Source organism: Clostridium sp. MCC328 (assembly GCF_018785465.1).
Classification (GTDB): domain Bacteria; phylum Bacillota; class Clostridia; order Lachnospirales; family Lachnospiraceae; genus Pilosibacter; species Pilosibacter fragilis.
Window position 1 is genome coordinate 21,108 of sequence record NZ_WQPW01000078.1, and the last position, 14,274, is coordinate 35,381.

The 14,274-nt window shown below is 48.6% G+C and carries 12 protein-coding genes; 11 read left to right on the top strand and 1 reads right to left on the bottom strand.

The window, feature by feature from the left end; translation table 11 throughout:
- The first annotated feature begins 46 nt into the window (after nucleotides 1-46).
- The 4 genes from rpmE (at nucleotide 47) to prfA (ending at nucleotide 3,765) form a co-directional block, all read left to right on the top strand.
- Nucleotides 47-256, top strand: coding sequence for a 50S ribosomal protein L31 (gene rpmE, locus GPK83_RS12000; RefSeq protein WP_015552500.1), 210 nt, complete (start codon nucleotides 47-49; stop codon nucleotides 254-256).
- A gap of 260 nt (nucleotides 257-516) precedes the next feature.
- Nucleotides 517-1,518: a DUF1385 domain-containing protein gene (locus GPK83_RS12005; protein ID WP_021905622.1), complete on the top strand. Its 1,002-nt coding sequence runs from the start codon at nucleotides 517-519 to the stop codon at nucleotides 1,516-1,518.
- Entirely contained in the window at nucleotides 1,515-2,678 is a 1,164-nt protein-coding gene (locus GPK83_RS12010) for a HemK/PrmC family methyltransferase (RefSeq protein ID WP_252196338.1), read from the top strand. The genes GPK83_RS12005 and GPK83_RS12010 overlap by 4 nt, the downstream gene beginning before the upstream one ends.
- 13 nt (nucleotides 2,679-2,691) lie before the next feature.
- Nucleotides 2,692-3,765: a peptide chain release factor 1 gene (gene prfA / locus GPK83_RS12015; protein ID WP_215704877.1), complete on the top strand. Its 1,074-nt coding sequence runs from the start codon at nucleotides 2,692-2,694 to the stop codon at nucleotides 3,763-3,765.
- Nucleotides 3,766-4,044: 279 nt separating this feature from the next.
- Here prfA and GPK83_RS12020 read toward each other — a convergent pair whose 3' ends face one another.
- Entirely contained in the window at nucleotides 4,045-5,382 is a 1,338-nt protein-coding gene (locus GPK83_RS12020; protein ID WP_215704878.1) for an MATE family efflux transporter, read from the bottom strand.
- Nucleotides 5,383-5,556: 174 nt separating this feature from the next.
- On the opposite strand from GPK83_RS12020, the gene GPK83_RS12025 reads away from it, so the two are divergent.
- The 7 genes from GPK83_RS12025 to GPK83_RS12055 all read left to right on the top strand — a co-directional run bounded on the left by GPK83_RS12025 (nucleotide 5,557) and on the right by GPK83_RS12055 (nucleotide 14,205).
- Nucleotides 5,557-5,772 carry a hypothetical protein gene (locus tag GPK83_RS12025; RefSeq protein WP_215704879.1) on the top strand — a complete coding sequence of 72 codons (216 nt, stop codon included), beginning with the start codon at nucleotides 5,557-5,559 and terminating at the stop codon, nucleotides 5,770-5,772.
- A 40-nt stretch (nucleotides 5,773-5,812) separates the two neighbouring features.
- Complete coding sequence (rfbA, locus tag GPK83_RS12030) at nucleotides 5,813-6,715, top strand: glucose-1-phosphate thymidylyltransferase RfbA (protein WP_015552504.1); 903 nt, start codon at nucleotides 5,813-5,815, stop codon at nucleotides 6,713-6,715.
- Between the two features lie 162 nt (nucleotides 6,716-6,877).
- Complete coding sequence (rfbB, locus tag GPK83_RS12035; protein ID WP_015552506.1) at nucleotides 6,878-7,915, top strand: dTDP-glucose 4,6-dehydratase; 1,038 nt, start codon at nucleotides 6,878-6,880, stop codon at nucleotides 7,913-7,915.
- A gap of 31 nt (nucleotides 7,916-7,946) precedes the next feature.
- Nucleotides 7,947-8,795 carry a dTDP-4-dehydrorhamnose reductase gene (gene rfbD, locus GPK83_RS12040; protein ID WP_021905618.1) on the top strand — a complete coding sequence of 283 codons (849 nt, stop codon included), beginning with the start codon at nucleotides 7,947-7,949 and terminating at the stop codon, nucleotides 8,793-8,795.
- 315 nt (nucleotides 8,796-9,110) lie between these two features.
- A complete protein-coding gene (gene glmM / locus GPK83_RS12045) occupies nucleotides 9,111-10,469 on the top strand; it encodes a phosphoglucosamine mutase (RefSeq protein ID WP_215704880.1) in 1,359 nt (452 codons plus the stop codon).
- A gap of 480 nt (nucleotides 10,470-10,949) precedes the next feature.
- The gene (gene leuA, locus GPK83_RS12050) at nucleotides 10,950-12,623 is read left to right on the top strand and encodes a 2-isopropylmalate synthase (RefSeq protein ID WP_215704881.1); all 1,674 of its coding nucleotides are present in this window, start codon (nucleotides 10,950-10,952) and stop codon (nucleotides 12,621-12,623) included.
- 337 nt (nucleotides 12,624-12,960) lie between these two features.
- Nucleotides 12,961-14,205: a hypothetical protein gene (locus GPK83_RS12055; protein WP_215704882.1), complete on the top strand. Its 1,245-nt coding sequence runs from the start codon at nucleotides 12,961-12,963 to the stop codon at nucleotides 14,203-14,205.
- The last annotated feature ends 69 nt before the right edge of the window (nucleotides 14,206-14,274 follow it).

The following is a 14,274-nucleotide window of genomic DNA, read 5'->3' on the forward strand; positions in this document are numbered from 1 at the left end:
ACGTGACTGTCAGTCATGTACCAAAAATTTTAAAGAGGTGAAAATCATGAAACAGGGAATCCACCCAAATTACTATCAGGCCAAGGTCGTTTGTAACTGCGGTAATGAATTTGTAACTGGTTCTACCAAGAAAGACATTCACGTAGAAATCTGTTCCAAATGCCATTCATTCTATACTGGTCAGCAGAAGGCTGCTTCCGCTCGCGGACGTATCGAGATGTTCAACCGTAAGTATGGTATGAAAACAGACAAATAAGGTTTGATTAGTGAAAGGTTGAGCTTTTGGATAACTCTGAAAACTCAGCCTTTTTTGTCATACAGGGAATCAAGGAGAAAAAATCAACGCAAGCTTGCTTACAGGGGATTTTTTATCTTTGATTCCCGCACAAACATGAACAAGCAGCCATTTTTCGTAAGAAAAATGAGCGGATTGTGAATGTTTGTGGAGAATCGCGGGAGCACGCAGTGCGGAGCGATTCGTGTATGACACTATGAGACATATATGGAGGTAAAATCTTGAAATATTCCGGTATCGGGGGACAGGCAGTATTAGAGGGTATCATGATGAAGAACAAGGACAATTACGCCACGGCTGTCAGAAAGCCGGACGGCGAGATCGTTGTCAAGAAAGATACCTATGTGAGCATGACAGAAAAAGTAAAGTTTTTCTCCCTGCCGTTTGTGAGAGGAATCTTTAGTTTCGCGGACTCCATGATCCTGGGAATGCGTTCCCTGACATGGTCGGCAAGCTTCTTTGAGGACGATGAGGAGGACGAGGAACCGGGAAAGTTCGAGAAATTTTTGATCGATACATTTGGTGAAAAAGTAGATAATGTCGTTATGTCGGCGGTGATGGTATTCTCCATCTTTATGGCGATTGCGATCTTTATGGTACTTCCGCTTTTGATCGCGGGAATCTTCCGGAAATTTATCCACTCTGAGACTGTGATGGCGATTCTTGAAGGCTGTATCCGAATTGCGATTTTCATCACCTACATTAAGGTGATCTCACGGATGGAGGACATCAAGCGGACGTTCATGTACCACGGATCGGAACATAAATGCATCAACTGCTTAGAGCATGGTCTTGTACTCAACGTGGAGAACGTCAGAAAGAGTTCCAAAGAGCATAAGCGCTGCGGAACGAGCTTCCTTCTGATCGTTATGGTGATCAGCATCCTGTTCTTCATGGTGGTCCGTGTAGATACGATCTGGCTTCGGATCGTCAGCCGGATTGTCCTGATCCCGGTGATCGCGGGTGTCTCCTATGAGGTGCTCCGCCTTGCAGGAACCAGCAATTCGAAGATCATGGACATCGTCAGTCGTCCTGGCATGTGGATGCAGGGACTTACGACAAAGGAGCCGGATGACTCGATGATCGAGGTAGCGATCGTCGCGGTCGAGGCTGTGTTTGACTGGAAGAAATATCTGGAAGAAAATTTCCCGGAGCAGTATCCGGCAGGATATTTTGAGAGAGAAGATCAGACAGGGAAGAACGCGCAGGAGATAACGGCATGAGCGAGATGAAGAACGCTGTCGGGGCTGGAACAGGCCGGTCCGGAGATGATCTATGCGCGGGAAATAGCGTGCGTGAATTTAAGATCTGGGCAGATATCCTAAACTACGGAAAAAAGATCCTAAAGAATGCGGGGATCGTGGAGGCGGATCTTGACGCTTGGTACCTGTTTGAGGAGATCTTCGGGATCTCCAGAGCGCAGTATTTTCTTTGCGCAAGGGAGAATATTGCCGGAAGCACGGCACAGAAAATGGCTGCTCAAGAGCAGACTGGTAATTCTTTGGAGAGCAAAAACGCGCTGGACTGTGTAGAACTGTGGCTGAAAGAGAAACTGTCAGCGTATGAGAACACATTGGAAAAACGCGCGTCCCGCATCCCGCTCCAGCAGATCTTAGGACAGCAGGAGTTCATGGGACTCACATTTTTCGTGAATGAACATGTGCTGATCCCGAGGCAGGATACGGAGACGCTGGTGGAGCTTGTGCTGCAGGAGCAGAAGGATAAGGATATTTCGATCCTTGATATGTGTACTGGATCCGGCTGTATTGCGGTGAGCTTGAAGAAGCTTGGCGGATATGCGCATGTGGAAGGCGCGGATATCTCGGAAGAGGCGTTAAAGGTTGCAAAAAGAAATTCAGAAGAGATTCTTGAAAACAACGATGTAAATAATGATGCAGTCAACAGCAGAACAGAACAAATACAGAATTGCACGAATCTGACAAACAATCAGAATAAACAGGACAATTCTGAAGAACGTATGGTTTCCGAAGTCCGCAGGGTGTCGCAGACGGGTGTAACATTCCGCCGCAGCGACATGTTCAGCAGCTTCCGGGGGACAGAACAATTCAATGTGATTGTCTCCAACCCACCCTACATCCCCAGCGCAGTTATCGAGGAGCTGGAACCGGAAGTACGGGACCATGAGCCCCGGGGAGCCCTTGACGGGACTGCGGACGGGCTTTATTTTTACAGAATTCTGGCAGAAGAATGTGCCAAACATCTGACGCCGGGAGGACATGTGTATTTTGAAATCGGATATGACCAGGGGATGGTGGTGAAGGAACTGCTGGATAACCATGGCTTTAAGGATACAAGAGTGATTCAGGATCTGGCAGGAAAAGACCGCGTTGTGTGCGGAGCCTGGCAGACCACAGGCGTATGAGGAGGTTTTATAGATGTTTGACCGTTTGGATGATATGCTTCGGCATTACGAAGAGTTAATGCTGGAATTAAATAACCCGTCGGTAGCGGAAGATCAGAGAAAGTTCCGCAAACTGATGAAAGAGCAGGCAGACCTGGCGCCGATCGTTGACGCATATAAGCAGTATAAACAGGCGAAACAGGATGTGGAGGACAGTCTTGCACTTCTCGACGAGGAGAGCGACGAGGAGATGAAGGAGCTGGCAAAAGAAGAACTCGCCGACGCGAAGAAGAGGATCGAGGAGCTGGAACAGGAGTTAAAGATCCTGCTTCTCCCGAAAGACCCGAACGATGAGAAGAACGTAATCGTCGAGATCCGTGCCGGTGCAGGCGGAGACGAGGCAGCGTTATTCGCTTCCGAGTTATACCGCATGTATGTGCACTATGCGGAGAGCCAGCACTGGAAGACAGAGATGATCAACGTCAGTGAGAGCGGCATCGGCGGAATGAAGGAAGTTGAGTTCATGATCACCGGACACGGCGCTTACTCCAAGTTAAAATACGAGAGCGGCGTTCACCGTGTACAGCGTGTCCCGGAGACAGAGTCCGGCGGACGGATCCATACCTCTACCGCAACCGTTGCGATCATGCCGGAGGCAGAAGAGTTTGATGTTGTGATTGATGATAAGGATATCCGTATCGATGTTATGCGTGCGTCTGGTAACGGCGGACAGTGTGTCAACACCACTGACTCCGCGGTACGTTTAACTCACATTCCGACAGGAATCGTGATCTACAGCCAGACAGAAAAATCCCAGCTGCAGAATAAGGAAAAAGCCTTCCGCTTACTGCGTTCCAAGTTATATGATATGGAGCTTGAGAAACGTCAGAATGAGGAAGCGGCAGAGCGCCGCAGCCAGATCGGTACCGGCGACCGCTCTGAGAAGATCCGTACCTACAACTTCCCACAGGGACGTGTGACAGACCACAGGATCAAGCTGACACTCTATAAGATCGATGCCATCATGGACGGCGATATTCAGGAGCTGATCGACAGCCTTATTGCGGCGGATCAGGCGGCGAAGCTTGCGAAGATGAATGAGAACTAATTAAAAAATACCTTCGAGGACCAGAAATGATCTTCGAAGGTATTTTTTATCTCAGTCGAGAAGACTCCCACCTCTTCAGGTGGTGAGTCATAACAAATTAGTCTCAGTGGGAGTTAGGTCTCCGACTGAGAGAAACGCTCCGCGAGGATGCGCAGTGATTCTGTAAAGAATATGTCAGCTTGCGCTGACCAGAATTACGCGTCAAGTCTCATGGACGTTCGACTTGAAAAAAATGGGAAATTCCAAGAAATTCCCTATTTCACAAAAGGCACATTCTCTTTATGAGAAAATAATCTTCTGCCATCGTCCGCTCTTATACCTGCAGACAAAGAAGATCCCGCGGACAAGCCAGTCGATGGTCATGGCAACCCAGACACCGAAGATTCCCATATGGAACACCATGGTCAGCAGGTAGCTGAAACCAAACCGGAACACCCACATGGAGATGATGGAGAGCACCATGGTGACCTTCACATCCGCCGCGGCGCGCAGCGTATTCGGCAGCGTGAAGGACAGCGGCCAGATCGTCACAACGCAGGCAGCATGATACAGGATAATATCGTTTGCATACTGAGCGGCCTCGTCGGAGAGATTGTAGACCGACAGGATAAACGGCAGCGCCAGGATCACGATGAGGTTTGACGCGATCAGGCAGAGATACTCAACGCGCATCATATGCTTTGTGTAATATTTTACCTGCTCGAAATCTCCCGCTCCGACGCACTGGGCGCAGACCGTGAGGAGAGCAAAGCCGAAGGACATGCCGGGCAGGATCGCAAAGTTCGCGATATTATTGCCGACCGCGTTCGCCGCCAGGGATGCGGTTCCGAGACCGGAGACGAGACTTAAAACGGCGATCTTTCCAAGCTGGAACATACTGTTCTCCAGGCCGTTCGGAATTCCGATATAGAGGATCTTTTTCAGCACATTCCACTTGATCTTAAACGGATATGGGTGCAAAATGTGAAGTTCATGTTCCTGGTTGTTTAACAAAATAAGAATCACCACGCAGGCAACACCCCGGGACACGACCGTCGGGATCGCAACCCCCTCGACACCGCGGTGGAATCCGAAGATTAAAAGTGCGTTTCCGAATACATTGATGGAGTTCATGAGTAGTGAGGTCTTCATGGCGATATTGGAATTTCCCATAGCACGGAAGATCGCGGCTCCCGCATTGTACATGGCGATCATTGGGATGGAAGACAGGACGATCAGCAGGTAGGTACGACTGTCCTTCATGACTTCCGGCTCGATCTTTCCGAATACATGGTACAGGATCACGTTCTGTCCGAGATAGCCAAGGATCATAATAAAGATCGAGAACAGGAAGGTGAAGTTAAAAAGCTGAGCGGTCGCCTCACAGCCGGTCTTCGGATCTTTTCTTCCAAGATACTGCCCGGCGATCACCGCGCCGCCGGTGGCGAGAGCCGTGAAGATATTGATGATGAGAAGCATGACCGTGTCGACCAGAGAAACACCGGAGACGGCGGCTTCCCCGACCCGGGCGACCATGATGGAGTCGGAAAGACCGACGGCGACCTGTAAAAACTGATCCACGATCAGGGGGATGATCAGGCGCACCAGGTCGTTCCGGCTGAAAAGACGATTATTCATATGTAGATACATCCTCCAGAAAAAATATAATATAGGTTCTAACATATTTTTATAAGATTTGCAATTGGGAAAAGTTACGGTTTTTAAGTATGGTCCTGTGGTATGATTTCAGCGAATTTTCTTAAACAAAGGGATAGTCTATAAGAATATTTAAGAATAGAACTGCAAAGGGAAATGAATGTCGAAGAAGGTGCAGGGACAGTTAAGAAAGGAGTCAGAAGGAAAAATAGATGTCTGCAGAGGAAAACGGACAGCCAACATTATAGGTATGATGTGAAATATGGGGGAAATTATAAAAAATCCACAAAAATCTTCATGTTTTTTAAGAGAATTATAAGAGGAAGTACCTTTAAAAGAAAAGGCATTTATGCTATAATGACCCCAGTATAGGGCGTAGTGTGCCCAAAAACAGATGAGAAAAGGAGAGCATATGAAAGGAATCATACTTGCCGGCGGAAGCGGCACAAGACTGTACCCGCTCACGAAGGTAACTTCCAAACAGCTTTTACCAATTTATGATAAACCAATGATCTATTATCCGTTATCCGTGCTGATGAACGCAGGAATCAGAGATATCCTCATCATCTCCACACCGGACGATACCCCGAGATTCGAGGCACTGTTAGGTGACGGAAAGCAGTTCGGCGTGAACTTATCCTACGCTGTACAGCCGAGTCCGGACGGACTTGCCCAGGCGTTCATCATCGGTGAAAAATTCATCAATGGTGACTCTGTTGCGATGATCTTAGGAGATAATATCTTCCACGGACAGGGCTTAAAGAAGCGTCTCCGCGCAGCCGCAGAGAAGGAGAAAGGCGCAACCGTATTCGGCTACTATGTAGATGATCCGGAGCGTTTCGGTATCGTTGAGTTCGACGAGACAGGAAAGGCGATCTCTATCGAGGAGAAGCCGGAGAAGCCGAAGTCCAACTACTGCGTAACCGGTCTTTATTTCTACGACAACCGCGTTGTGGAGTACGCAAAGAACTTAAAACCATCCGCAAGAGGCGAACTTGAGATCACAGACCTGAACCGGATCTACCTTGAGAACGGTGAGCTTGATGTAACACTCTTAGGTCAGGGCTTCACATGGCTGGATACCGGTACCCACGAGTCCTTAGTTGAGGCCACAAACTTCGTCAAGACCATCGAGACCCACCAGCACAGAAAGATCGCGTGCCTGGAAGAGATCGCCTACACAAATGGCTGGATTTCCAAGGAAGAGGTTATGGCCGCATACGAGATCTACAAGAAGAACCAGTATGGCCAGTACTTAAAGGATGTTATCGACGGAAAATATATTGACAAACTGCCGGGACACGCAGATAAGTAAAACGAAAAGAAACAGCAGGATTTCAGCGCACTCACGCCCAAACACAAAGCGTTTGAGTGAAAGCTTCTGAACTGATACAGGAAAGGATGGAACATGAGCTGAGTGTATTCCTGTATGAAAATTTTGCAGTCAGGATCATGTTCATGAAGGAGAAATAAACACATGAAAATCATCGTAACAGGCGGCGCCGGATTTATCGGCGGCAACTTCATCCACCATATGGTAAACAAATACCCGGAGTACCAGATCGTAAACCTCGATCTCTTAACATACGCCGGAAATCTTGAGACATTAAAGCCGGTCGAGAACAAGCCGAACTACAAGTTCGTAAAGGGCGACATCGCAGACCGTAAATTCGTATTCGACCTCTTCGAAAAAGAAAAACCGGATATCGTTGTAAACTTCGCAGCGGAGAGCCATGTTGACCGTTCCGTTGTAGATCCGGAGAGCTTTGTCCGCACAAATGTTATGGGAACTACAACGCTGCTTGACGCATGCCGCACCTACGGGATCAAGCGTTACCATCAGGTTTCCACCGATGAGGTCTACGGAGATCTTCCGTTGGACCGCCCGGATCTCTTCTTCACAGAGGAGACACCGCTCCACACCTCCAGCCCGTACTCTTCCTCCAAGGCAAGCGCTGACCTTTTCGTTCTCGCTTACCACAGAACCTACGGACTCCCGGTGACGATCTCCCGCTGCTCCAACAACTACGGCCCGTACCACTTCCCGGAGAAGCTGATCCCGCTGATGATCAGCCGTGCTCTTGCTGACGAGGCGCTTCCGGTATACGGAACAGGCGAGAATGTCCGTGACTGGCTCCATGTTTCCGACCACTGTGAGGCCATCGACCTGATCATCCACAACGGACGTGTCGGTGAGGTTTATAACGTCGGCGGACACAATGAGAGAACAAACCTGGAGGTCGTTAAGACGATCTTAAAGGCATTAAATAAGCCGGAGAGCCTCATTAAATTCGTAACAGACCGCCCGGGCCATGACAGACGTTACGCCATCGACCCGACAAAGCTTGAGACAGAGCTTGGCTGGAAGCCGAAATACAACTTTGATACCGGTATCCAGCAGACGATCCAGTGGTATCTGGACAACGAAGACTGGTGGAAGCACATCTTAAGCGGTGAGTACAGCAATTACTTTGATAATATGTACGGCGACCGCCTTGGTAAAGATTTAAAGTAAGGCACTTTCAGGTGAAAGGAATAACGCGAACATGAGAGTTTTAGTAACAGGCGTAAAAGGCCAGCTTGGTCATGACGTTGTAAATGAGATGGAAAAACGCGGTCTGACTCCGGTCGGAGTCGATCTTGCAGAGATGGATATTACCGATAAAGAGGCATGCGACCGTGTGATTACGGAGGCAAATGTCGAAGCGGTCATCCACTGTGCCGCTTATACAGCAGTTGACGCGGCGGAGGACAATATCGAGGTGTGCCGGAAGGTCAACGCAGGCGGAACAAGAAATATCGCGGAAGTCTGCAAAAAGCTCGGCATCAAGATGATGTACATCAGCACAGACTATGTGTTTGATGGACAGGGAACCCGCCCATGGGAGCCGGATGATGAGAGACATCCGTTAAATGTTTACGGACAGACAAAGTACGAAGGTGAGCTTGCAGTTGAGGAGCTGGTGGAGAAATTCTTTACCGTCCGCATTGCCTGGGTATTCGGCGTAAACGGCAAGAACTTCATTAAGACCATGCTGCGGATCGGAAAGGAACGTGGAGCCGCATCTGTCGTTGATGACCAGATCGGATCCCCGACCTACACCTACGATCTCGCAAGACTCCTTGTGGATATGATCCAGACCGACAAATATGGCAGATACCATGCGACAAACGAGGGACTTTGCTCCTGGTATGAGTTCGCGTGCGAGATCTTCCGCGCAGCCGGCATGGATGTCAAGGTGACACCGGTGCATTCCGATGAGTATCCGGCAGCAAAGGCAAAACGCCCGATGAACAGCCGGATGAGCAAGGAAAAGCTTACAGAGAACGGCTTCGAGCGTCTCCCGGAGTGGAAGGACGCGGTTGCGAGATATCTGAAGGAGATCACCTGGTAGAAGGATTCACTGCCTGAAAGCAGTGGAGTCTTATCGGACTGGGATAAAGATCAGGATTTGGCGATGAAGGACCGGTCCTGCTTATAAAAAGACATACGGCTGTCGGTGAAGACATGTTCTCCGGCAGCCTGTTTTATCAGAGAAAACAGGATCTGCGAAGTCCTGTCCGCGGCGTATCAATGCGGACGATTTGGTGCAGATGCGCATAATTTATGAATAGACAGAAAACCGCGGACTCTATAGAGAATGAGGATATCGTTTTATGGAAATGTCCGATTCTCTATAAGGTTCGCGGTATATGGAGGAAATTGAGGAATGGGAAAATATTTTGGTACCGACGGTTTCCGCGGCGAGGCAAACGTCGATCTTACCGTGGAACATGCGTATAAAGTCGGAAGATTTCTCGGATGGTATTATGGAAAACAGGCAAAGGGAGACCGCTGCAGAGTCGTGATCGGAAAAGATACGAGACGCTCCAGCTATATGTTTGAGTACTCCCTTGCAGCGGGACTCACAGCATCCGGCGCTGACACTTATCTTTTACATGTAACGACAACTCCGAGCGTGTCCCATGTGATCCGCACGGAAGATTTTGACTGTGGGATTATGATCTCCGCTAGCCACAATCCGTACTATGACAATGGAATCAAGGTCATGAATGGCAACGGCGAGAAGCTTGAGGAGAGCGTGATCACAGAGATCGAGAAGTACTTAGACGGAGAGATGGAAGAGATCCCGCTTGCAAAGAGAGAATATATTGGAAGAACGCAGGATTTTGCAGCAGGAAGAAACCGCTATATCGGTTACCTGATCTCCATCGCTACGAGATCCTTTAAGGGTAAGAAGGTTGGCCTCGACTGCTCCAACGGAAGCGCTTCCTCCGTTGCGAAGAGCGTATTTGATGCCCTCGGCGCTGACACTTATGTCATCAACGATAAGCCTGACGGACTGAACATTAACCGCGACTGCGGTTCCACACATATCGGGGAGCTTCAGAAATTCGTGAAGGAGAAAGGCCTCGATGTGGGATTCGCCTATGATGGTGATGCGGACCGTTGTCTGGCTGTTGATGAGAACGGAAATATTGTGGACGGCGACCTGATCCTCTACATCTGTGGAAAATATATGAAGGAACAGGGACTTCTGCGCAACAACAAGATTGTTACCACAGTTATGTCAAACCTTGGTCTTTACAAGGCACTTGACCGTGAGGGCATCGGCTACGAGAAGACGGCTGTCGGCGACAAATATGTATATGAAAATATGTCAAAGACCGGAAACTGCCTCGGCGGTGAGCAGTCAGGACATATTATTTTCAGCAAATATGCGACTACAGGTGACGGTATCCTGACGTCCTTAAAGATCATGGAGGTTATGCTGGAGAAAAAAGAAACACTCGGAACACTTGCCTCGGAGGTAACAATTCTTCCGCAGCTTTTAAAGAATGTCCGGGTGGCAGATAAAGCGGCTGCGCTGAACGATCCGGATGTGCAGGCAGCAGGAAAGGCTGTTGATGAGGCACTTGGAAATGACGGAAGACTTCTCCTCCGTCAGAGCGGAACAGAGCCGCTGATCCGCGTTATGGTCGAGGCGGAGACACCGGAGATCTGCGAGAAGTATGTGGATCAGGTGATCGATGTATTGAAGAAAAAAGGTCATGTGACAGAAAGTTGACCGCTTGAAATATAAAATATGAACGATGAGGCAGTGAAGAAAATTCGCTGCCTCATTTTATATATGGTGGTAGTGGATTTTGCCGATTCGGAATGCGAAGCATCGGCAAAATCCTGTTACAGTGCGCGGGCATGGAGTGCCCGTGTACTGTAACACTGCATATCTCCCATATCTAAATGTTATGGTATAGATTCTTGCGATTCCTTTTTCGCAGTGATATAATGAAGAAACGAAAAGGAGGCGGCCGAAAAATGCGGCCGCCGCCAGAATTTCACAAAAAAGGACTGATGAAAATGGGGTTAGACCTAAAAGCGTAACATTGTTTATAATTGAGAAGTACAGCGTGGTTTACCGACTCCGTGGCCTGCGACTATGAAGCTGGAGGGAAACTGCAGTGCCTGGAAAGACTGCATGATTATAAAAATTCATGAAATGCAGGGATGAAAATGACTTTTATCAGAAAAGCGGAGGAAAGAAACTATGATGAATTATAAGAGATATCAGAGAGTACCGGTCATGAATTACCCGGAGAGGGAGTGGCCGAATAAAGAGATCCAGAAAGCACCGATCTGGTGCAGCGTGGATCTGCGCGACGGCAATCAGGCACTTGTAGAGCCGATGGTCGTTGAAGAGAAGATCGAAATGTTCAATATGCTGGTGCAGATGGGCTTCAAGGAGATCGAGATCGGTTTCCCGGCCGCTTCCCAGATCGAATTTGACTTTTTAAGACAGCTCGTTGAACGCAGGCTGATCCCGGACGATGTGACGGTCCAGGTTCTGACCCAGTGCCGTGATCACCTGTTAAAGAGAACCTTCGAGTCCATTCAGGGAATCCCGAAGGCAGTTGTGCATATTTACAACTCTACATCCACCTTACAGCGTGATGTTGTATTCCATATGGACCGTGAGGAGATCAAGCAGATCGCAATCGACGGTGTCGATATGGTAAAGAAGTACATGAAAGATTATGACGGAAAAGTGATCCTGGAGTATTCCCCGGAGAGCTTTACCGGAACAGAGATGGACTATGCGCTTGATATCTGCAACGCGGTCCAGAGAGCATGGGGACCGACACCGGACAATAAGATGATCATCAACCTTCCGTCCACTGTCGAGATGACGACACCGAACGTGTTTGCGGACCAGATCGAGTGGATGAGCAAACATCTGGAGAACCGTGAGAGCATCGTTTTAAGTGTTCATCCGCATAATGACCGCGGAACAGGCGTTGCTGCGGCAGAACTTGCAATGCTTGCAGGCGCTGACCGCGTTGAGGGAACCCTGTTCGGAAACGGTGAGCGTACCGGCAACGTGGATATCCTGACCATCGCCTACAATATGTTCTCTCAGGGAATCGATCCAGAGCTTGAAATCGGCGATATCAAGAAGATCGCGGAAGTTTACGAGCGCTGCACAAAGATGCATATCGATCCGCGTCATCCGTACGCTGGAAAGCTGGTATTTACTGCATTCTCCGGTTCCCATCAGGATGCTATCAACAAGGGAATGCATGCGCTTATGGAAAGAAAGAGCGAGATCTGGCAGGTTCCGTATCTGCCGATCGATCCGTCCGATATCGGAAGAGAGTACGAGCCGGTGGTCCGTATCAACAGCCAGTCCGGAAAGGGCGGTGTTGCTTTCGTTATGGACAGCTTCTTTGGATTCAAGCTTCCGCGCGGCATGCACAAGGAGTTCGCGGATGTGATCCAGAAGATCGCAGAGAAGCAGGGTGAGGTTGCGCCGGATCAGATCATGGAAGAGTTCCGCATCGAGTATCTCGACCGCAAGGAACCGTACCACTTCCGCAAGTGTAAGATCACAGATTTCGAGTCCGGAGACCAGTTCACAACCGTTGCTGTTGTTACCTACTCTGACCACGGCGAGACAAAACAGTTTGAAGGTGTCGGAAACGGCCCGATCGATGCTGTGAAACGCGGACTGGAGGAGGAGCTTGGTATCTCGATCAAGGTTCTCGATTACAGCGAGCATGCGCTGACATCCGGTTCCGGGGCACAGGCGGCTTCCTATATCCACCTGATGGATCAGAAGACCGGCAAGGTGACATACGGTGTCGGCATCAGCTCCAACATCACGAGAGCATCCTTAAGAGGTATCTTCAGTGCGGTTAACCGTCTGTTTGGAGATGCAGAGTAAAATAAAAATGTCGGATATACGTTCAGTGCTGCGGTAAGACATAGGGAGAAACTGCAGTGTCCGGCGGCAAATCATAAGAAAATTTTAAATGCGGCAGAAATGGGAATGCAATCCTGTTTTTGCCGCATTTTTGCGTCATATTTTTAATGAAATGTAAGGAAAAAGAGAAGAGTTTTTAGGAAGTTTTCTGTATAATACAAGTACAAACAAAAAACGAAAGATATCTAACGGAGATATCGAAAACAAATAGCCACCGTGGGAACGATGAAAAGGAAACCGGTGGGAAAGTGAAAAAGTATATTCCGGAAACGGAAATATTTAGAAGAGGAGGGTTTCTATGAAGAAGAGATATTTTGCAGGTGCAGCAGTTGCAGCGATGATTTTAACCGCAGGAATGGCGATGACCTCCTTTGCGGACTGGTCACAGCAGAATGGAAAATGGTATTACTACAATGACAACAACGGACGCCTCGTTCGGAATGACTGGGTATGCTCCAAAGATGCATGGTATTATATGGATTATAATGGAGTGATGCAGACAAACAGCCTGATCGATGATACCTATTATGTAAATGAGAATGGTGTCATGATCACAAATGCATGGAAGTACATCAACAACAGCCGCTGGAACGAAAGCGGATGGAGATATTTCGGAGCAAACGGAAAGGCGTACACAAACGGCTGGAAACAGATCAATGACGTGTGGTACCACTTTACGGATTCCGTTTTGGATATCGGCTGGGTGGAGATCGATGGTAAGATCTATCATTTAGAAGATTCCGGAGCTATGACGACGGGCTGGAGAAAACTGGCGGACAGAGAGGATGACTGGGGTGAGTACTGGTATTACTTTAATTCCAGTGGAAAGCTGATCTATGATGGTGAGCTGAAGATCTCCGGTGAGACCTATATCTTTGACCACAGCGGAAGAATGCTGACTGGCTGGGTAAATGAGTCTGATTACACATCTACAGGACGCGACGACCTCTCCAACAGCGATGTCAATGCCCTTCGCTACTTCCGCAGCGGCGGACAGCAGATGAACGGCTGGAGATATATGGCATCCCCGGATGACGCTGAGGAAAACTGGTACTACTTTAAAGATGGCCGCGCATATTCCACATCCTATAAAACAACGGAGGCCTGCGGATACGGAATAGCGAAGATCAAGGGAGAGACCTACTGCTTCGATAAGAAGGGCCGCATGAAGACAGGTCTTGTGGAGCTGAGTGATGGCAGAAAGTTCTACTTTGACAGTGACGGAAAGATGAAGACCGGACGGATTGTGGTCAATGACGATAACCATGACAACGAAGTATTCTACTTCACGACTTCAGGCAGTATCGGAAAGAGAGGCGACGGATTCACGGGTGTGAAGGACGGAAGTCTCTACGAGAACGGACGCCTTGTGAGTGCGGAAGAAGGAATGAAGTACGAGAAAGTCACCGTTGACGGAAAGACATATGTAGTCAATGAATCCGGTAAGGTAAAGACCAGCGGAACCGTGACAGATGCAGACGGCGTGAAATATAAGATCACGAAGGATCAGAACGGCGGATATAATGTAGAAGTTTCCTGGTAGGAATGAATACAAAAAGCTTGATTATATAAAGGATGATGACGGCGATGTTTTTATTGAATTGAAAAGAAA